19 protein-coding genes and 1 pseudogene are annotated in these 17,096 nt (G+C 70.6%); 6 read left to right on the top strand and 14 right to left on the bottom strand.

Annotation, left to right across the window (positions count from 1 at the left end; genetic code table 11):
* Positions 1-15 precede the first annotated feature (15 nt).
* Both ruvA and ruvB read left to right on the top strand, forming a co-directional pair.
* Positions 16-591, top strand: coding sequence for a Holliday junction branch migration protein RuvA (ruvA, locus tag JI746_RS14955; protein ID WP_201690545.1), 576 nt, complete (start codon positions 16-18; stop codon positions 589-591).
* Positions 588-1,649, top strand: a complete 1,062-nt coding sequence (gene ruvB, locus JI746_RS14950) for a Holliday junction branch migration DNA helicase RuvB (RefSeq protein ID WP_201690544.1) — start codon at positions 588-590, stop codon at positions 1,647-1,649. Before ruvA ends, ruvB begins: the two co-directional genes overlap by 4 nt.
* A 94-nt stretch (positions 1,650-1,743) precedes the next feature.
* Here the strand turns inward: ruvB and JI746_RS14945 are convergent.
* The 12 genes and pseudogenes from JI746_RS14945 to JI746_RS14890 form a co-directional block, all read right to left on the bottom strand.
* Positions 1,744-2,877 (bottom strand): annotated as a pseudogene (locus JI746_RS14945) (sterol desaturase family protein); the annotation flags it as partial.
* A gap of 80 nt (positions 2,878-2,957) precedes the next feature.
* A complete protein-coding gene (locus JI746_RS14940; protein ID WP_201690540.1) occupies positions 2,958-4,151 on the bottom strand; it encodes a DSD1 family PLP-dependent enzyme in 1,194 nt (397 codons plus the stop codon).
* On the bottom strand, positions 4,120-4,764 hold the full coding sequence (locus tag JI746_RS14935) for a histidine phosphatase family protein (protein ID WP_201690538.1): 645 nt from the start codon (positions 4,762-4,764) through the stop codon (positions 4,120-4,122). The genes JI746_RS14940 and JI746_RS14935 overlap by 32 nt, the downstream gene beginning before the upstream one ends.
* Before the next feature lie 71 nt (positions 4,765-4,835).
* Positions 4,836-5,447: a DUF4136 domain-containing protein gene (locus JI746_RS14930; RefSeq protein ID WP_236599865.1), complete on the bottom strand. Its 612-nt coding sequence runs from the start codon at positions 5,445-5,447 to the stop codon at positions 4,836-4,838.
* 118 nt (positions 5,448-5,565) lie between these two features.
* The gene (gene ttcA / locus JI746_RS14925) at positions 5,566-6,483 is read right to left on the bottom strand and encodes a tRNA 2-thiocytidine(32) synthetase TtcA (RefSeq protein WP_201690534.1); all 918 of its coding nucleotides are present in this window, start codon (positions 6,481-6,483) and stop codon (positions 5,566-5,568) included.
* Positions 6,484-6,487: 4 nt separating this feature from the next.
* The gene (locus JI746_RS14920) at positions 6,488-7,852 is read right to left on the bottom strand and encodes an ATP-binding protein (RefSeq protein ID WP_201690533.1); all 1,365 of its coding nucleotides are present in this window, start codon (positions 7,850-7,852) and stop codon (positions 6,488-6,490) included.
* Positions 7,846-8,517, bottom strand: a complete 672-nt coding sequence (locus JI746_RS14915; protein WP_201690531.1) for a winged helix-turn-helix domain-containing protein — start codon at positions 8,515-8,517, stop codon at positions 7,846-7,848. Before JI746_RS14915 ends, JI746_RS14920 begins: the two co-directional genes overlap by 7 nt.
* An 8-nt stretch (positions 8,518-8,525) precedes the next feature.
* Complete coding sequence (locus JI746_RS14910) at positions 8,526-9,233, bottom strand: cytochrome b/b6 domain-containing protein (protein WP_201690530.1); 708 nt, start codon at positions 9,231-9,233, stop codon at positions 8,526-8,528.
* A complete protein-coding gene (locus JI746_RS14905) occupies positions 9,205-9,660 on the bottom strand; it encodes a diheme cytochrome c (protein WP_201690529.1) in 456 nt (151 codons plus the stop codon). Before JI746_RS14905 ends, JI746_RS14910 begins: the two co-directional genes overlap by 29 nt.
* 7 nt (positions 9,661-9,667) lie before the next feature.
* Entirely contained in the window at positions 9,668-10,072 is a 405-nt protein-coding gene (locus JI746_RS14900) for a DUF1924 domain-containing protein (protein ID WP_201690528.1), read from the bottom strand.
* A gap of 187 nt (positions 10,073-10,259) precedes the next feature.
* Positions 10,260-10,628 carry a dihydroneopterin aldolase gene (locus tag JI746_RS14895; protein ID WP_201690527.1) on the bottom strand — a complete coding sequence of 123 codons (369 nt, stop codon included), beginning with the start codon at positions 10,626-10,628 and terminating at the stop codon, positions 10,260-10,262.
* The gene (locus tag JI746_RS14890; protein ID WP_201690526.1) at positions 10,625-11,383 is read right to left on the bottom strand and encodes an SDR family oxidoreductase; all 759 of its coding nucleotides are present in this window, start codon (positions 11,381-11,383) and stop codon (positions 10,625-10,627) included. The genes JI746_RS14895 and JI746_RS14890 overlap by 4 nt, the downstream gene beginning before the upstream one ends.
* 17 nt (positions 11,384-11,400) lie before the next feature.
* Between JI746_RS14890 and JI746_RS14885 the strand changes: the two genes are divergently transcribed.
* Genes JI746_RS14885 through JI746_RS14875 form a run of 3 tightly spaced genes read left to right on the top strand, consistent with a single transcriptional unit; the run spans position 11,401 to position 13,643 of the window.
* Positions 11,401-12,495 (top strand): class I SAM-dependent methyltransferase, encoded by a 1,095-nt coding sequence (locus JI746_RS14885; protein WP_330893008.1) that lies wholly within the window; start codon positions 11,401-11,403, stop codon positions 12,493-12,495.
* Positions 12,496-12,517: 22 nt separating this feature from the next.
* Positions 12,518-12,712 (top strand): DUF2905 domain-containing protein, encoded by a 195-nt coding sequence (locus tag JI746_RS14880; protein ID WP_201690524.1) that lies wholly within the window; start codon positions 12,518-12,520, stop codon positions 12,710-12,712.
* A 4-nt stretch (positions 12,713-12,716) separates the two neighbouring features.
* Positions 12,717-13,643 carry an ROK family protein gene (locus tag JI746_RS14875; protein WP_201690522.1) on the top strand — a complete coding sequence of 309 codons (927 nt, stop codon included), beginning with the start codon at positions 12,717-12,719 and terminating at the stop codon, positions 13,641-13,643.
* On the opposite strand, the gene JI746_RS14870 is transcribed toward JI746_RS14875, so the two are convergent.
* Positions 13,616-14,860, bottom strand: coding sequence for a multifunctional CCA addition/repair protein (locus tag JI746_RS14870; RefSeq protein ID WP_201690520.1), 1,245 nt, complete (start codon positions 14,858-14,860; stop codon positions 13,616-13,618). The two genes, JI746_RS14875 and JI746_RS14870, sit on opposite strands and share 28 nt — an antisense overlap.
* Positions 14,861-14,884: 24 nt before the next feature.
* Positions 14,885-15,571, bottom strand: a complete 687-nt coding sequence (locus tag JI746_RS14865) for a glutathione S-transferase family protein (RefSeq protein WP_201690518.1) — start codon at positions 15,569-15,571, stop codon at positions 14,885-14,887.
* A gap of 101 nt (positions 15,572-15,672) precedes the next feature.
* Here JI746_RS14865 and JI746_RS14860 point away from each other — a divergent pair, with 101 nt between their 5' ends.
* On the top strand, positions 15,673-17,073 hold the full coding sequence (locus JI746_RS14860; RefSeq protein ID WP_201690517.1) for an amidase: 1,401 nt from the start codon (positions 15,673-15,675) through the stop codon (positions 17,071-17,073).
* The last annotated feature ends 23 nt before the right edge of the window (positions 17,074-17,096 follow it).

Genomic DNA, 17,096 nt, shown 5'->3' with positions numbered 1-17,096 from the left:
GTCAGAAGGATCGCAATGATAGGCAAACTGACGGGGACGCTGAGCGAGAAGAACCCGCCGCAGGTACTGGTGGACTGCCACGGCGTCGGCTACGAAGTCGATGTCCCCATGAGTACGTTTTACAACCTGCCCGGCGTGGGCGAGAAGGTCTCGCTGCTGACGCACTTCGTCGTGCGCGAGGACGCGCAGATCCTGTTCGGCTTCGGTTCCGCCGGCGAGCGCGAGGCTTTCCGCCAGCTCATCCGGATTTCGGGCGTGGGCCCGCGCACCGCGCTGGCCGTCCTGAGCGGCATGAGCGTGGGCGACATCGGCCAGGCCGTCACCCAGCAGGATGCGAGCCGGCTGGTGAAGATCCCCGGCATCGGCAAGAAGACGGCGGAGCGCCTGCTGCTGGAACTCAAGGGCAAGATCGGCGCCGACCTCGGGACCATCGGCCACGCGGTGGTCGACGACAACCAGGCCGACATCCTGCAGGCGCTGGTGGCCCTGGGCTACAGCGACAAGGAGGCGCGGGCGGCCCTGAAGTCGCTGCCCAAGGACGCCAGCGTGAGCGACGGCATCAAGCAGGCGCTGAAGGCCCTGGCCCGATGACGATCCAGACGGACGACTTCGTTCCGCCGCCGCCCGCCAAGCGGGTCGTTTCCGCGGCGCCGGTGTCGCCGGCGGAGGAAGCGCTGGAGCGCGCGCTGCGCCCCAAGGGCCTCGCCGAGTACGTGGGCCAGGCCAAGACGCGCGAGCAGCTGGAGATCTTCATCGGCGCGGCCCGCAAGCGCGGCGAGGCGCTGGACCACGTGCTGCTGTTTGGGCCGCCGGGCCTGGGCAAGACGACGCTGTCGCACATCATCGCGCACGAACTCGGCGTGAACCTTCGCCAGACCTCCGGCCCGGTGCTGGAAAAGCCCAAGGACTTGGCGGCGCTGCTGACGAACCTGGAACGCAACGACGTCCTGTTCATCGACGAGATCCATCGCCTGTCGCCGGTGGTGGAGGAGATCCTCTATCCCGCGCTGGAGGACTACCAGATCGACATCATGATCGGCGAAGGGCCGGCGGCGCGCTCGATCAAGCTGGACCTGCAGCCCTTCACGCTGGTGGGCGCGACCACGCGCGCGGGGATGCTGACCAACCCGCTGCGCGACCGCTTCGGCATCGTGGCGCGGCTGGAGTTCTACACGGCGGAGGAACTGACCTTCATCGTCAACCGCAGCGCGGGCCTGCTCAAGGCACCGATCGATGCCGAAGGCGCCTCCGAGATCGCCCGCCGCTCGCGCGGCACGCCGCGCATCGCCAACCGCCTGCTGCGCCGCGTGCGCGACTACGCCGACGTGAAGGGCACCGGCCACATCTCGCGCGAGATCGCGCAGAAGGCGCTGGCGATGCTCGACGTCGATCCGCAGGGCTTCGACCTGATGGACCGCAAGCTGCTGGAGGCGGTGATCCACCGCTTCGACGGCGGCCCCGTGGGCCTGGACAACGTCGCGGCCTCCATCGGCGAGGAACGCGACACGATCGAGGACGTGATCGAGCCGTACCTGATCCAGCAAGGCTACCTGCAGCGCACGCCGCGCGGGCGCGTGGCGACGATGGCGGCGTACCGGCACCTGGGCGTCACGCCGCCGCGGCCGGAGGGTGGCTTGTTCGATTCCTGAACGGGAGCGTTCCTGTAGGCTGGCGGTGGAGCGCAGCGAAACCCCAGCGATGCGCGGAGCGCTGGGGTTCCGGCGCTGGCGCGCGTCACCGCCAGCCTACGAAAGCGACGCTGCCCGCCAGCGCCGCGACTTCCATCAGCAGCACCTTCACGATCGTGATGCGCCCCTGCATCACCGCCCCCACGGCCCACAGGGCGGCCGTGAGCAGCGCGAGCCACAAGCCGGCGCGCGCCAGCGGCATCTGGTCGGCATGCCACAGGAACAGCGCGACCCCGCCAAGGATCGCCACGAACTGCACGCCGACGAACCAGGCCATGCCCTTCGACATGGGCGGGTGGAAGCGCGTCACCCGCTCCAGCGCGAACGCCGGCCGCGGGAAGCGCTCGGCCACATCCGCCGGCCGCCACCCCGGCGGCTTGATCCACACGCGCAGCTTGTCGCCCCAGACGCGCGCGTGCCAGCTGTCGTGCGCCAGGGCCGCGAACACTTCCAGGTTGGCCCACAGGGGGTCCCAGCTTTGCAGCGGCGCGCGCGTGCCGTAGACGCAGCGCTCGCCTTCCTCGCGGAAGGTGCCGAACAATCGGTCCCACACGATCAGGATGCCGCCGTAGTTGCGATCGAGGTAGCCGTCGTTCACGGCATGGTGTACCCGGTGGTTGGAGGGCGAGCAGAACCAGCGGTCGAACCAGCCGAGCTTGCCGACGTGCTCGGTGTGGACCCAGAACTGGTACAGCAGGTCCACCAGCGCCACCACCGCGAACACCAGCGGCGGCACGCCCGCCAGCGCGAGCGGGACGTAGAAGACCCAGTTCAGGAACGGGTAGGTGCTCGGTTGGCGCAGCGCCGTGGAGAGGTTGTAGTCCTGGCTCTGGTGATGCACCACGTGCGCGGCCCAGAACAGCGCGACGCGGTGGCCGGTGCGGTGCTGCCAGTAGTAGCAGAAGTCGTAGGCCAGCAGCGCCAGCAGCCAGCCCGCCGGGGAGAGCCAGAACGCGTCGTTGCGCCAGAGCGCGATGTGGCCGGCCAGCGCCGTGTAGATGCCGATGCGGAAGACCGCGAGCAGCGCGCCGCTCGCCTCGCTCAGCATGCCCAGCGAGATGCTGTTGATGGCGTCGTTGAGCCGGTAGGTGTCGCGGCCGCGCCGCCGGCCCCAGGCGTATTCCAGCGCGATCAGCAGCAGGAACACCGGTGTCGCGAGGACGATGACCTGGCTCGGACTCAAGGACATGGGGCGCGCCGTTTTCTCCGGCCGGCGCGACCGATCAGGAAACGCTGGGGTTCGCGCGGCTCACCGCCAGCCTAGCGGAATCACGTCAGCGCGCCTCTGGCGTCAACCCGGATGATCTTGTCCACGCGCCCGCGCTCGAGGCCACCCACCACGCCGATCAGGTAGTTGTGCAGGTTCACCGTCGGATCGCAGTGGCCCGGGATCAGCCAGATCGTCTCGTCCAGCCGGGGCACGCGCGTGTTGCCGCGCGCGGGCTTCAGCACGCCGTGCTCGTCGCCGCCATTCAGGTAATCGAGCTCGCCGGTGGCGGGCAGCGTGAGCACCTTGGGCAGGCCCGAGTCGATCGCGTGGCTCTTGTGCCCCGCATCGCAGACCGCATGCTGCGGGCCGGCGCTCATGACCTGCGACTTCACGAACAGCGCGTGCTCGAACTGCGGCTGCGCCGGGTCGCGCTCGTTGGCGCCATAGTCGGCGTCCATGAACAGGAAGGAGCCGGCCTGCAACTCGCCGTAGACGCCGCTCGCCGCCTCGCACACCATGCTGCCCGTGCCGGCACCCGTGACCAGGTCCACCGGGATGCCTTCGCGTTCGATCAGCGTGCGGGTGGCCTGCATGTCGCGCACCACCTGGGCGATCGCCTCCCGCCGCGCCTGCGGCGTGCGCAGGTGCTGCGCCTTGCCGTGGTAGGCCTGCAGGCCGGCGAAGCGCAGCGCGGGATGCTTGCGGATCTCCAGCGCGAGCTGCACCGCCAGCGGCCCCGGCGCCACGCCGCAGCGGCCCTGCCCGACATCGATCTCCACGAACACGTCGATCACGGCCGGCGGGCCGCTCTGGCGCCGGTCGTTCATCGCATTGGCGAGGCGCTGCACGCCTTCCAGGCTGTCCACCGCGATCGCGAGCTGGCCGTGTTCCAGCGCCAGCGCATGGGCCAGCTGCGCCACGCGGGCCAGCTTGGCCGGCGCGACCACCTCGTTGCTGATGTAGATGTTGTTCAGGCCGCCGGCCGCCATCGCCTCGGCCTCGGCCGTCTTCTGCACGCACACGCCCACGGCGCCGGCCTGCATCTGCAGGCGCGCCAGCGCGGAGCTCTTGTGCATCTTGGCGTGCGGGCGCCAGCGGATGTCGTGCTTGCGCGCGAACTCCGCCATGCGGCTCAGGTTGCGCTGCATGGCATCGAGGTCGACGACCAGCGCGGGGGTGTCGATGGCGGCGGCGGGCTGTCCCACCAGCCGCTTGAGTTCTTCAGAAAGAGGTGTTTTCGTCGAAAGCGGCATGTTCCAGGTGCTGCGTGTCCGACCAGCCCACGAGCGTGAAGCCCTCGGGGGTCCACAGCAGCCGGTTGATGGCTCCGTTGGGGAGCTGCCAGGTGCGCGGCGAATTCACCGCCTGCCCCGTCGCGATGCGATAGAGGGTGTCGAGCACGCCGCCGTGGGCCACGATCGCGATCTGTTCGCCGTTGTGGCGCGAGGCGAGGTCGTGCACCGTGCGGTTGACGCGCTCGCGCAGCTGCAGCAGCGATTCGCCCCCTTCGGGCGGCTGCCATTCGGGGATGCGCTTGCGCCAGTTCTGCGCGTGCTCGGGCCAGTTCCGCTGGATCTCGTCGAAGGTGCGTCCCTCGAACATGCCGAAGCGCCGCTCGCGCAGGCCCGGATGCGCGATGACCGGGATGCCCGCGGCTTCGCCGATGGCCCGTGCGGTCTCGTGCGCCCGGCCCAGGTCGCTGGAGTAGATGGCGCTCAGCTGCTCCCCGGACAGGGCGTAGCCGACGCGGCGGGCCTGCCATCGCCCGGTGTCGTTCAGCTGGATGTCGAGCTGGCCCTGAATGCGCGCATCCACATTCCAGGCCGTCTCGCCATGCCGCACGGCGATGATGCGGGTGGCTTCCATCGGTCGCATTGTATGGAGGCCCATTCCGCAGCGCGGAAAATACTTTACAGACGCGTTGGATCGCATCCCGGTCAGTTCGCGGCCGCACCGACCTGGATGTCGACGCGGCGCGGGCCTTGCGGCGGATTCGGGAAGCCCTGCAAGGCGGCCTCGAACATCGCCGGCAGCACCGAGCGGTTGTCGAGCCAGGGCCCGTCGTTGATCGCGTGCGTCTCGTAGACCACGCGATTGCTCGCCAGCTCGCGCACCAGCACCGTCACTTCGCGGTGGAACCAATAGGAGTCCGTGTTCGGCCACGGGCCGCCCAGGCCCAGGCCGAAGTGCCGGCCGCCGAAGCCCAGGCCCCAGCCGCCGCCCCAGCCCCAGGGGCCCCAGTACGGGTCCGCATAGGGCGAGAGCCTGCGCTCGGTGCGCGCGCCGACCTGCACGCTGTAGCGCGGCGCGGCGTCGTCGCGACGGAAGCCGGCCTTGTACAAGGCGGGATCGGCCAGCGCCTCCAGCGCCTGCTGCGCCGGATCGACCTGCTGCGAGAGCGAGCGCTCGAACCGGTACGTCGCCGGCGCCGGCATCGCGGCCAGCTGGGAAAAGGACTGGACCTGGTTGTCCAGCAGGTAGGTGGATGCGCAGCCGGACAGCAGCAGCGCGCTGGCGGCCAGCAGGCCGAAATGCAGGAATCTCTTCAAGCTCGACATGGGACCTCCGAAGGAGGCGCAGGCGCCCCGCATCTCTGCCAAATGGTAGAGAGTTGCCCCCGCCGGTGGGGCGCGTTTACATGCAGGACGGCGCCGCGCCGGCGCGGCGTCAGAGCTTGATGACCTGCAGGGCGGGCAGGGCCTCCGCCACCGGGAGTTCCTCGTGGTCGAAGGCCTTGTCGCCATCCTCGCTCGGCACGCCGGTGGCCGCCAGGTTGCGGAAGTCGTGCAGGACCGGGTCGGCCAGGTGCGAAGGCACCACGTTCTGCAGGGCGTGGAGCATGTTGTCCAGCCGCCCGGGAAAGCGCCGGTCCCAGTCGCGCAGCATGTCGCCCACCTGCCGGCGTTGCAGGTTCTCCTGGCTGCCGCACAGGGTGCAGGGAATGATCGGGAACTGGCGCACTTCGGCCCAGCGCACCAGGTCCTTCTCGTTCACGTAGGCCAGCGGGCGGATGACGACGTTGCGGCCGTCGTCGCTTTGCAGCTTGGGCGGCATGCCCTTGAGCTTGCCGCCGAAGAACATGTTGAGCAACAGCGTCTGCAGCAGGTCGTCGCGGTGGTGGCCCAGCGCGATCTTCGTCGCGCCCAGTTCGCCCGCCACCCGGTACAGGATGCCGCGGCGCAGCCGGCTGCACAGGCTGCACATCGTCTTGCCCTCGGGAATCTTGTCCTTGACGATGGAATAGGTGTCCTGCTCCTCGATGCGGAAGGGCACGCCCAGGCTTTCCAGGTACTGCGGCAGGATGTGCGCCGGGAATCCGGGCTGCTTCTGGTCCAGGTTGACGGCCACGATCCCGAAGTCGACCGGCGCGCGCCGCTGCAGCTTCAGCAGGATGTCCAGCAGGGCGTAGCTGTCCTTGCCGCCCGACAGGCAGACCATCACCTTGTCGCCCGGCACGATCATGGCGTAGTCGCCTATGGCCTGGCCGACCAGGCGGCACAGGCGCTTTTCCAGCTTGTGGTTCTCGCGCTCGATCTTCGCGGCGGGGGCGGGGGAGGGGTCGTTGTCGATCCAGACGGCACTCATGCCGCTATTTTCGCATTGCGGGTTGCGGCGCGCCGGGAAAGGAGACTTCCACGCACAGCCCTCCCAGCCGGGGCGAACGGCGGGCCTGCACGGTGGCGCCGTGGGCGGCCGCGATGCGCTGCACGATGGACCATCCCAGCCCGCTGCCCGGCGCCTCGCTGCCCTCGGCGCGGAAGAAGCGCTGGCCCAGCCGCTGCAGGTCTTCGTCGCTCATCCCGCGGCCGCTGTCTTCCACGGCCAGCAGGACGCCGTCGGCGTTGCGGCGCACCCGCACCTCGATGCGCGCACCCGGCGGGCTGTAGCGGATCGCGTTGTCCACCAGGTTGCGACACAGCGCGGCCAGCAGGGCCTCGTTGCCATCGACGATGGCGCCAGCACCGGCTGCGAGGCTCACGTTCTGCTGGCGGGCGATGCCGGCCAGGGCCAGGTCCGCCACGGCAGCCTGCGCGATCGCGGACAGGTCGACCGGCTCGCGGCTGCGCGGTGCTTCCGCTTCCAGCCCCGACAGCATCAGCAACTGCTCCAGCACGCGGGAAGCGCGGTCGCAGCCGGCCAGCGTGCGTTCCAGCGCCTGGCGCCGCTGCGGCTCCGCGCTGGCGCCCAGCGCCACCTGCGCCTGCGCCCGGATCGCCGCGATCGGCGTGCGCAGTTCGTGCGCGGCGTCGCCGGTGAAGCGCCGCTCGCGTTCCAGCAGCTGCGCGATGCGCCCGAAGAGGCCGTTCAGCGCATCGAGCAGCGGGCGCATCTCGTCCGGCGCATCGGGGGCGTGCACGGGGCGCAGGTCTTCCGCCGGCCGGTGCGCCAGCGCCGCGCCCACGGTGCGCAGCGGACGCACGCCCCGCGCGACCGCCCACCAGCCGGCCAGCAGCAGCACCGGCACGGCCAGCAGCATGGGCCACAGGGTGCTGCGCAGCACCGCGTACAGGATGGCGTCGCGCGATGCGACCTGTTCGGCCACGAAGACCTGGACGTCGTTCTTCGCCCCGCGGGTGGCGAACACGCGCCAGTCCTCGTCGCCGATCGCCACGGTATGGAAGCCCGAGACCGGTGCTTCGCCGTCGCCCACCAGGGGTTCGTCGGGCGCGGACGGGGAGCGCAGCGCCAGCTTGCCTTCGTGGAACACCTGGAAGGTGACGCGCGGCCCGTAGCGGTGCAGGCTCGGGGCGTCGACGTGCTCGTCGTCCTTGAACTTGCGCACCTGGCGCGCGGCCAGCAGCGCCGCCGCCTGCGCCAGGTGGCCATCGAGCAGTTCATCCAGCTCGTGGCGCGCATCGACCCAGGTGGCGGCCGCGGCCGCCAGCCAGACGGCCAGCGAGGCGCCGAGCACCATCAGCAGCAGGCGTCCGCGCAGGGACGTGGGCCTCAACACGCGGCCGCCTCCCGCAGCAGCGTGTAGCCGACGCCCCGCACGGTGTGGATCAAGGCGCCGCCCAGCTTGCGGCGCAGGTGATGGATGTGCACCTCCACCGCATTGCTCTCGACTTCGCGGCCCCAGCTATAGAGGTGCTGTTCGAGCTGCTCGCGCGTGAGCACCCGGCCCGCATTGAGCATCAGCGCGTGCAGCAGGTCGAACTCGCGGGTGGGCAGCTGCAGCAGGTGGCCCGCCTTGCGCACCGTGCGCGCGGCGGGGTCCAGCTCCACGTCCTGCGCGCGCAGCACTTCCTGCGGCTGGCCGTGGGAGCGGCGCACCAGGGCGCGCAGCCGGGCGGCCAGTTCGTGCAGGTCCACCGGCTTGAGCACGTAGTCGTCGGCGCCGGCATCGAGCCCGCGGATGCGGTCCGGGATGGCGTCGCGCGCCGTCAGCACCAGCACGGGCACGTGGACGCCGTGGGCGCGGGCGGCGGCCAGCACCGCGAGGCCGTCCTTGCGCGGCAGGCCCAGGTCCAGCACCGCCGCCGCATGCACGCCGGCGCACAGCTCGCGTTCGGCAGCGTCGCCGCTGCGCACCCAGTCGACCTGGAAACCGAGCTGGCGCAGGCCCGATTGCAGGCCGTCGCCCAGCAGCGGATCGTCTTCGGCCAGCAGGATGCGCATGGACGCCTTCAGTGGCCCTGGTGCTTGTGCCGATGCGCCGCCCGCTCCTGCTGCGGCTGCGGCTGCTGCGGCGCGGACTCCCACTGCAGCCACCAAAAGGCGAGCACGGCGGCCAGCAGCAGCGCCGCCACGCTGCGCCACGGACTGCGGATGCCCTGGGCGCGCGGCACCGGCTTGCGGCCGTGGATCATCGCGCCCACCAGGTTTTCGCGGTGCAGCGCGCTGCTGGCCACGACGGCGACGACGTGCAGCGCCACCAGACCGAGCATCGTGTTGGCCAGCACCTCGTGCACGTCCTCCATCCAGTGGCCCGCGAGCTCGTTGTAGTTCGCCCACCCGCTGGCAGCGGTCAGTGCGGCCAGGGTCAGCAGGGCCAGGATCGCGAGCCCGCCGGCAGGGTTGTGGCCGGTGTGGCGCTGCGGCCGCCGCTCCAAGAGCATGACCATCAGGTAGTCCACCGCCGTCCACGGGCTGCGGACGAAGGCGGTGAAGCGCGCGTAGCGGGTGCCGACCAGGCCCCACACCACGCGGAAGGCGACCAGGCCGGCCATGGTGTAGCCGGCCGTCACGTGGGCCAGCTGCCAGCGCTCGCTCTCCGCAGTGAGCCAGGCGACGGCGAAGCTCGCCACCATCAGCCAGTGGAAGACGCGCACCGGCGCATCCCAGACCAGGGTGCGCGTGGGGCGTTCAGCGGGGGATGCGGACGCGGTGTTCATCGAAATCTCCTTCTTCGGCGCGCGGATGGCAGGCGGCGCAGTTCGAGGGGCTGCGGACGGCAGCGAGCTTCCAGGTGGCGGGTGCCACCTCGCGGTGCTTGCGCTCGAACCAGGCGGAGCGGGTGATGCGGTCCTCGGGCGGTGCTTCGCCGACGCGCTTCCAGGTCTGCGGATGGGCATCGACCCAGGTGGAAATCGCCTTCAGCGTGGCGGGATCGACCGATGCGTCGCTGCCGAAATGCCGTGGCAGCGTGCGCAGCAGGCGCTGCCAGGACGCATTCGGCAGCGCGCCCAGCGGATAGGCGATGTGGCAGGTGGAGCATTCCTGCACGTATTGGGGCAGCGCCGGGGCGGCGCGGTAGCCGTCTGCCTGCGCGAAGGGCGCGGCGAGCAGCGAGAGCGCGAGGAGGGACAAGCGTGTGCGCATCGCGTCCTCACTTCCCGAGGCTCAGCAGCCACGCGATCACGTCGGCCTTCTCGCCGGCGGTGCATTCGCGGCCGACCACGTCGTTGCAGTTGCGGCGGAACCATTTGTCCGCCTTGGCCGGATCGGTGAAGCGGCGCGCGTTGAACGCCGGGGCCAGCGGGCCGATCGCCTTGCCGGTGGCGGCGTGCTTGCCGGTGCCCGTCGGCGGCGTGCCGTGGCAGGAGGCGCAGCTCCATTCCTGGCCATGGCGGGAGGTGAAGAACTGCTCGCCGCGGCTGGCGACGGGCGCCGTTCCGGCCTGCGCCGCGTAGCCGGCGGCCAGCTCGGAAGGGGTGGCTGCGCGCGCGGCGGGCAGGCTCGCGGCGAACAGCAGGGCGCAAAGGGACATGCGCATGGTGATCGTGTGTGTCATCGGCAACTCCTGAAGCAGGGCCGATGATGGGCAGGGGCGCTTAGCGTTTTCTTAACGGGCGGCCGGGCTTCGGACCATGCTAGTCGCGTGCCGGCAGGAAACCTTGCGCGCCGTCAAGGTCGCGGGAGCGCGGGCATGCGGGGGTTCGGCGCCGGCGCGCACTCAGCGCCAGGCTACGGGCGGGCCGTCACCACAGGCCCGTCTCGACCCGGATCGCCACTTCGCAATCCTCGAAGATCCGCAGCTTGACGATGCGCACCCGCACGCCCAGCACGCCGGGAAGCTGCATCAGGCGGTGCGCGAGCTTGCCGATCAGCGTCTCGAGCAGGTTGACGTGCACCGCGGTGCATTCCTCGATGATGATGCGGCGCACCTTGCGGTAATCGAGCACGTGGGTGATGTCGTCGTCGCGCGGCAGCAGCGGCTGGGTGCCGAGGTTCAATTCGGCGTCGACCAGGATCGGCTGCGGCGCTTCCTTCTCGTGTTCCAGGATGCCGAGGTTGGCGTCGAAGCGCAGGCCTTCGAGCGTCAGGATCTGGGTGCCGGCCTTGCTCATTGCATCAGCGAGAAATCGCGGTCGAACTTCATGAGGTGCTGCCCGCCGTCGACCAGCAGGGTGGTGCCGGTCAGCGCGGGATTCTCCAGCGCGAAGCGCACGGCGTGCGCCACGTCTTCCGGCGTGGAGGAGCGGCCGATGGGCGACAGCTTGTGCAGCTGCTCGAAGCGCTCCTGCGACAGCATGTGGCTGGTGAGCGTGAGCCCCGGCGCGACGCCCACCACGCGCAACTGCGGCGCGAGCGCCTGGGCGAGCAGGGTGGTGGCCGCCTGCAGCGCCGCCTTCGACAGCGTGTAACTGAAGAAGTCGGGGTTGAGGTTCCACAGCTTCTGGTCCAGGAGGTTGACCACCACCCCGGCTCCCGCGCGTTCCCGCGCGTGCGCAGCCAGGCACTGGGCCAGCACCACGGGCGCGGCGGTGTTCGCGGCCAGGTGCGTGGCCAGCGCCGCGTAGCCGAAGGTCTGGGCGCTGTCGTGCTGGAACTGCGAAGCGTTGTTCACGACGGCATCGACGCTGCCGAAGCGGGCCAGCACCTGGTCGAACAGCTCGCGGGTCTGCGTTTCGTTTTCGAGGTCGGCGCGGAAGGCTTCGGCCGGCGCGTGCTGGCGGCAGGCTTCCACCGTCTGCATGGCCCCGTGCTCCGAATCGCGGAAGTGCACCGCGACGCGCCAGCCCTGCGCGGCCAGGTCCAGCGCGATCGCGCGGCCCAGCCGCCGGCCGGCGCCGGTGACGAGAACGGTGCGGCCCGGGCTCATTCGTCGACAATGGGGCGGTGAACCAACATGGATCGAGTGTAACGAGCGCGCTGCACAAGCTGGTGGCCGGACAGGTCGCGCGCGCCGGCGGCTGGCTGCCGTTCGACCGCTACATGGCGCTGGCCCTCTATGCGCCCGGCCTGGGCTACTACGCCAACACCTCGCGCAAGTTCGGCGGCCTGCCGTCTTCCGGCAGCGACTTCGTGACGGCGCCCGAGATGAGCCCGCTGTTCGGCCGCACCTTGGCCGTGCAGCTGGCCGAAGCGCTGGACCGCACGGGCACCGACGAACTCTGGGAGTTCGGCGCCGGTTCGGGCGCGCTGGCCCGCGAACTGCTGGCGTGCCTGGGCGACCGCATCCGCCGCTACACCATCGTGGAGCTCTCGGCCAGCCTGCGCGAGCGGCAGCGCGCCACGCTGCAGCCCTGGCCGGACCGCGTGCAGTGGGCCAGCGAGTGGCCGCAGACGGTGCGCGGCGTGGTCGTCGGCAACGAGGTGCTCGATGCGATGCCGGTGAAGCTGCTGGCGCGCCAAGGTGGCAACTGGCACGAGCGCGGCCTGCGCGTCGACGACGGCCGGCTCGCCTGGGAAGATCGCGCCACCGAACTGCGTCCGCCGATCGAGCCGGAAGGCGCTCAGGACTACCTGACGGAGATCCACCCGCAGGCCGAGGCGTTCGTGCGCAGCCTGGCGGAGCGGCTGGAAGCGGGCGCGGCCTTCTTCATCGACTACGGCTTCCCGGAAGCTGAGTACTACCACGCGCAACGCCACATGGGCACGCTGATGTGCCACCGCGGCCACCTGGCCGATCCGGACCCGCTGGAAGCGCCCGGGGAGAAGGACATCACCGCCCACGTCAACTTCACCGGCATCGCGGTGGCGGCGCAGGAGGCGGGCATGCTCACGCTGGGCTACACCACGCAGGGGCGCTTCCTGCTCAATGCGGGCCTCGCCAAGCTGCTGGAGACCGCCTTGCAGAAGGAGCGCATCGCCGCCCAGCGCCTGGTCGCCGAGCACGAGATGGGCGAGCTGTTCAAGGTCATCGCCTTCCATCGCGGCCCGTTCTGGGACGCGCTCGGTTTCCGCTCCGGCGACCGCACCCATACCCTGTGAATGCAGGCAAACTAGGGCTCACATGATTCGCTGGGTCATCGTCGTCTTCCTCGCGCTGCTCTTGATCAGCTGGTTGTCCCCGGGCCTGCAGAAGCTGGGCTTCGGCCGGCTGCCGGGCGACCTGCGCTTCAAGCTGTTCGGGCGCGAGTTCTTCGTTCCGCTGACGTCCACCATCCTCCTGAGCATGGTGGCCGCGGCCATCTCCCGGTACCTGTGAAGCCATGAAAGCCTGCGTCGACATCGGCGGCACCAAGATCGCGGTCAGCCTCAACTCCGGAGCCGGCCTGGAGCTGGTGGGCAAGCGCGCCGAGCCCACCGCCAAGACCGGCGCCAACGACGCCCTCGCGCAGCAGGTGATCCGGATGGTGGACGAAGCCAGCCGCGAGATCGGCGTCGAGCCCTCGACGGTGCAGCGCGTCGGCGTTTCTTCCGCCGGCCCCTTCGTGTTGAACGCGGGGCTGGTCGAACTCGCCAGTCCCAACATCTGCGGCGGCATCGCCGGTCCGGCACGCGGGCTGCCCAACGACTGGATGACGGCAGCGCTCGAAGCCCCCTTGCGCCGCCGGTTCACCGAAGGCGTGCGGGTGGAGAACGACGCCGTCTCCGCCCTCGAAGCCGAACGCCGCTGGGGCGCGTTGCAGGGCTACGAGCACTGCGCCTACGTCACCTGGAGCACCGGCGTCGGCATGGGCCTGTGCGTCGACGGCCGGGTGCTGCGCGGCAAGAACGGCAACGCCGGCCACGGCGGCCACATGTTCGTCAGCGACAACGACGATGCGCTGTGCGGCTGCGGCAACGTGGGCGACCTCGAGGCGCTGGTCGCCGGCAATGCCGTGGCGCGCCGCTTCGGCGCCGACGCGGCGACGCTGATGCAGCGCGCCCGCGGCGGCGAAGCGGAAGCCACGGCCCGCGTGGACGAGCTGTGCCGCATCATGGGCCGGGCGCTGTACAACATCACGGTGGTCCTCGACCTGCGGCGCATCAGCCTGGGCGGGAGCGTCTTCCTCCACAACCAGGAATACCTGCTGCCGCGGCTGCAGGCGCAGCTGGCGGGCAAGCTGCCGGCCCTCACCAACGGCTGCGAACTGGTGCCGGCCGGCCTGGGCGATCGCGTGGGCGACTACGCGGCGCTGGCCTTGCTGGTCTGAAGCCGCTGCGCCACCGCCTGCACGCGCGCGGCCTGGATGCGCTGGCCGATCTGGTCCGCGACCAGGCCCTCCTCGCGGGCTTGCGCCGCCACCCCCGCAGTGTCCACCGTTCGCGCCGCCGCCAGCGCTGACAGCAGCCGGTCCCGCTGCGGATAAGGCTGTTCCTCCAGCCCGAGCCGGCCGCGGGCGTCGCATTCGCAGGCCAGCAGCACCTGCTCGAAGCGCTGCGGCTTGCGGAAGGCATCGCAGCGTTCCAGCAGCCGCACCAGCGCCGGCGCACCGCATTCCCCGCTGCGATGGATGTTGCCGTGCTCGCGAGCGACCACGTCGGCGAGTTCGCGGCATTCGTTGGGCACGCGCAGGCGGTTGCAGACCTTCTTGAGCAGGTCGGCGCTGCGCTGTTCGTGGCCGATGTGCTTGGGCAGCACTTCGGGCGGCGTGGTGCCCTTGCCCAGGTCGTGCGTCAGGCAGGCGAAGCGCACCGGCAGCGGCGCCTGCAGGCGCGCGCTCATGTCCAGCACCATCATGTTGTGCACGCCGGTGTCCACCTCGGGGTGGTAGTCCGCGCGCTGCGGCACCCCCCACAGGCGATCCACTTCGGGCAGCACGCGGGCGAGTGCGCCGCAGCCGCGCAGGACCTCGAACATGCGCGAGGGCTGGTCCTCCATCAGGCCGCGGGCGAGTTCCTGCCAGACGCGTTCCGGCACCAGGTGGTCCGCCTCGCCTTCGGCCACCATCGCGCGCATCAGCTCCAGGGTCTCGGGGGCGAGGCTGAAGTCGTGGAAGCGGGCGGCGAAGCGCGCCACGCGCAGGATGCGCACGGGGTCCTCGCGGAAGGCCTCGGTCACGTGCCGCAGCACGCGCGCCTGCAGGTCGCGCCGGCCGCCGAAGGGATCGATCAGCGTGCCGTCCGGGGCCTGCGCTATCGCGTTCACCGTGAGGTCGCGCCGGGCGAGGTCCTGTTCCAGCGTGACGTCGGGCGCGGCGTGGAAGGCGAAGCCGTGGTAGCCGCGGCCGGTCTTGCGCTCCGTGCGCGCGAGCGCGTATTCCTCGCGCGTGGCGGGATGCAGGAAGACCGGGAAGTCCTTGCCGACCGGCAGGTAGCCGGCGGCGATCATGTCCTCGGGCGTTGCGCCGACCACCACCCAGTCGGTGTCGTTCACCGCCCGCCCGAGCAGGGCATCGCGCACCGCGCCGCCCACGCGGAAAGTTCGCATGGGGGCAGTTTAAGCTCCGATGACTCAGCGCGACTTGCGGTACGGCTCGTCGAAGGGCACGAAGTCCTGCTCCTGCAGCGCGTCGGCGACCCACGCCTTCACGGCCGGCAGCGCGCATACGCGCTCCACGTACGCCTCGGCCTCGGCCGGCAGGGGCAGGGCATAGGTGCGAAAGCGCATGCACACCGGAGCGTAGAACGCATCGGCGACGCTGAATTCGCCGAACAGCATCGGCCCCCGGTGCTGTGCCAGCAGTTCGGCCCACATCTGCACGATGCGTTCGACGTCCTTGCGCACGTCCGCCTGCTCCTGCCAGATGCGGCGACCGACCTCCGCCAGCGGACCTTCGATGTTCATGCCGCAGTGGCTGCGCAGCGCGGTGAAGCCCGAGTGCATCTCGGCGCAGACGCTGCGCGCGCGGGCCCGGGCCCGCTGCTCGCGCGGCCAGAGCGCCCGGTCAGGGAATTTCTCGGCCACGTATTCGGCGATGGCCAGCGAGTCCCAGACGGCGAAGTCGTCGTCCAGCAGCACCGGCACGCGGCCCGCCGGGTTGATCTTGAGCACGGCCTGCTTGAACTGCGAGTCGTCCGCCTCGAAGTTGTCGAAGCGCACCTTGCGTTCCTCGAAGGGCACGCCGGCCTGCTTCATCAGCACCCAGGGGCGCATGGACCAGGACGAGTAGTTCTTGTTGCCGATGGCGAGGGTCAGCATCGCGGGCTCCTTGCAGCTGTGCGTGCGATGCTAGCCGGAGTGGGCCAGGCATTGATGCAAAAAGCCTGTGCCATTGATGCGGGCACGGTTTAGCATTTGCCATGGCACCCCAAGACCTGACCTTCGCTCCCGTCCACCAGCTCGCGCGCGGGCTGCAGCAGCGGCTGCTGTCGCCGGTGGAACTCGTCGAAGCCTTCCTCGAACGCATCGAGGCGCAGGAGCCCAAGCTGCACGCGTACACGGAGGTGTTCGCCGCCGACGCACGCCAGGCGGCCGAAGCGGCGGACGCCGCGATCCGCGCCGGCCACGCCGTCGGCACGCTGCACGGCATCCCGATCGCGCTGAAGGATCTGATCGAGCTGGAAGGCAAGGTGGTCACCGGCGGCTGCGAGGTGTGGAAGGAGCGCAAGGCCACGCGCACCGCCACGCTTGCGCGCAAGCTGATCGCCCAGGGCATGATCGTGATGGGCAAGACGCACACCGTGGAATTCGCGATGGGCGGCTGGGGTACCAACAGCCGCCGCGGCACGCCGTGGAATCCCTGGGATCCGGAACGCGCGCGCACGCCGGGTGGGTCCAGCAGCGGCTCCGGCGTCGCAGTGGCCGCCGGGCTGGCGCCGTGGGCGATCGGCACCGACACCGGCGGGTCCGTGCGCCTGCCCTCGTCGTGGTGCGGCATCACGGGCCTGAAGACCACCATCGGCCGCGTCAGCACCCATGGCGTGCTGCCCCTGAGCCCCACGCTGGATACGCCTGGCCCGATGGCGCGCAACGTGGAAGACGCGGCGCTGCTGTACGCCGTGATCCAGGGGCCGGACCCGCTGGATCCGCTCACGCGCGGGCTGCCCTACGCCGACCCGCTGCCTGGCCTCAAGCGCGGCGTGCGCGGGCTGCGCCTGGCGCGCATGCCGGAGGCGGAGCGCCAGTACGCGTCGGCCGAGGTGCTGGCTGCGTACGACCGGTCACTGGCGGAACTCGAGAAGCTCGGTGCCGGGATCGTGGCCGTGCAACTGCCCTTCCAGTTCGCCGACGTCGCCGCGCACAACCTGCGCATCATGGCGGCGGAGAGCTACACGCTCTACCACGACCTGATCGACGACGACGCGGCGCCGCTCGACCCGCACGTGCGGCCCCGCATCGCCGCCGGCCGCAGCCTCAGTGCCCGCGAGTACATCGAGGCGGTGCGCATGCGCGACACGATGAAGCAGCAGTTCGCCGCCGCGATGGAGGGCATCGATGCGCTGCTGACGCCCACCACCATGACGACGGCGGTGCCGGTGGACGAAGTGGACCAGTCCAAGGCGCCGGCGCACTACACGCGCTTCGCCAACTACCTGGACCTCACGGCGCTGGCGCTGCCCAATGGCAACGACGCGCGGGGGCTGCCGACGTCGCTGCAGATCGTGTGCCGGGCCAACGAGGAGGCAATGGCGCTGCGGGTGGGCTGGGCGCTGCAGCAGGCGACCGACTGGCACCTGCGCCGGCCGCCGCTGGCGGCTTGAACCGGCTGGATTTCAGCCTACGG

Origin of the sequence: Ramlibacter alkalitolerans, assembly GCF_016722765.1 — a bacterium.
GTDB classification, from domain to species: domain Bacteria; phylum Pseudomonadota; class Gammaproteobacteria; order Burkholderiales; family Burkholderiaceae_C; genus Ramlibacter; species Ramlibacter alkalitolerans.
The sequence above is the reverse complement of the archived record's forward strand: the minus strand, read 5'-3'. Positions and strand labels throughout refer to the sequence as shown.

Coding starts and splice junctions, on each gene's coding strand:
- JI746_RS14875 (WP_201690522.1), top strand. CDS start 12,717: ATGAAAGCCTGCGTCGACATCGGCGGCACCAAGATCGCGGTCAGCCTC.
- ruvB (WP_201690544.1), top strand. CDS start 588: ATGACGATCCAGACGGACGACTTCGTTCCGCCGCCGCCCGCCAAGCGG.
- ttcA (WP_201690534.1), bottom strand. CDS start 6,483: ATGAGTGCCGTCTGGATCGACAACGACCCCTCCCCCGCCCCCGCCGCG.
- JI746_RS14900 (WP_201690528.1), bottom strand. CDS start 10,072: ATGACACACACGATCACCATGCGCATGTCCCTTTGCGCCCTGCTGTTC.
- JI746_RS14860 (WP_201690517.1), top strand. CDS start 15,673: ATGGCACCCCAAGACCTGACCTTCGCTCCCGTCCACCAGCTCGCGCGC.
- JI746_RS14910 (WP_201690530.1), bottom strand. CDS start 9,233: ATGAACACCGCGTCCGCATCCCCCGCTGAACGCCCCACGCGCACCCTG.
- JI746_RS14905 (WP_201690529.1), bottom strand. CDS start 9,660: ATGCGCACACGCTTGTCCCTCCTCGCGCTCTCGCTGCTCGCCGCGCCC.
- ruvA (WP_201690545.1), top strand. CDS start 16: ATGATAGGCAAACTGACGGGGACGCTGAGCGAGAAGAACCCGCCGCAG.
- JI746_RS14915 (WP_201690531.1), bottom strand. CDS start 8,517: ATGCGCATCCTGCTGGCCGAAGACGATCCGCTGCTGGGCGACGGCCTG.
- JI746_RS14880 (WP_201690524.1), top strand. CDS start 12,518: ATGATTCGCTGGGTCATCGTCGTCTTCCTCGCGCTGCTCTTGATCAGC.
- JI746_RS14935 (WP_201690538.1), bottom strand. CDS start 4,764: ATGGAAGCCACCCGCATCATCGCCGTGCGGCATGGCGAGACGGCCTGG.
- JI746_RS14940 (WP_201690540.1), bottom strand. CDS start 4,151: ATGCCGCTTTCGACGAAAACACCTCTTTCTGAAGAACTCAAGCGGCTG.
- JI746_RS14890 (WP_201690526.1), bottom strand. CDS start 11,383: ATGAGCCCGGGCCGCACCGTTCTCGTCACCGGCGCCGGCCGGCGGCTG.
- JI746_RS14895 (WP_201690527.1), bottom strand. CDS start 10,628: ATGAGCAAGGCCGGCACCCAGATCCTGACGCTCGAAGGCCTGCGCTTC.
- JI746_RS14870 (WP_201690520.1), bottom strand. CDS start 14,860: ATGCGAACTTTCCGCGTGGGCGGCGCGGTGCGCGATGCCCTGCTCGGG.
- JI746_RS14865 (WP_201690518.1), bottom strand. CDS start 15,571: ATGCTGACCCTCGCCATCGGCAACAAGAACTACTCGTCCTGGTCCATG.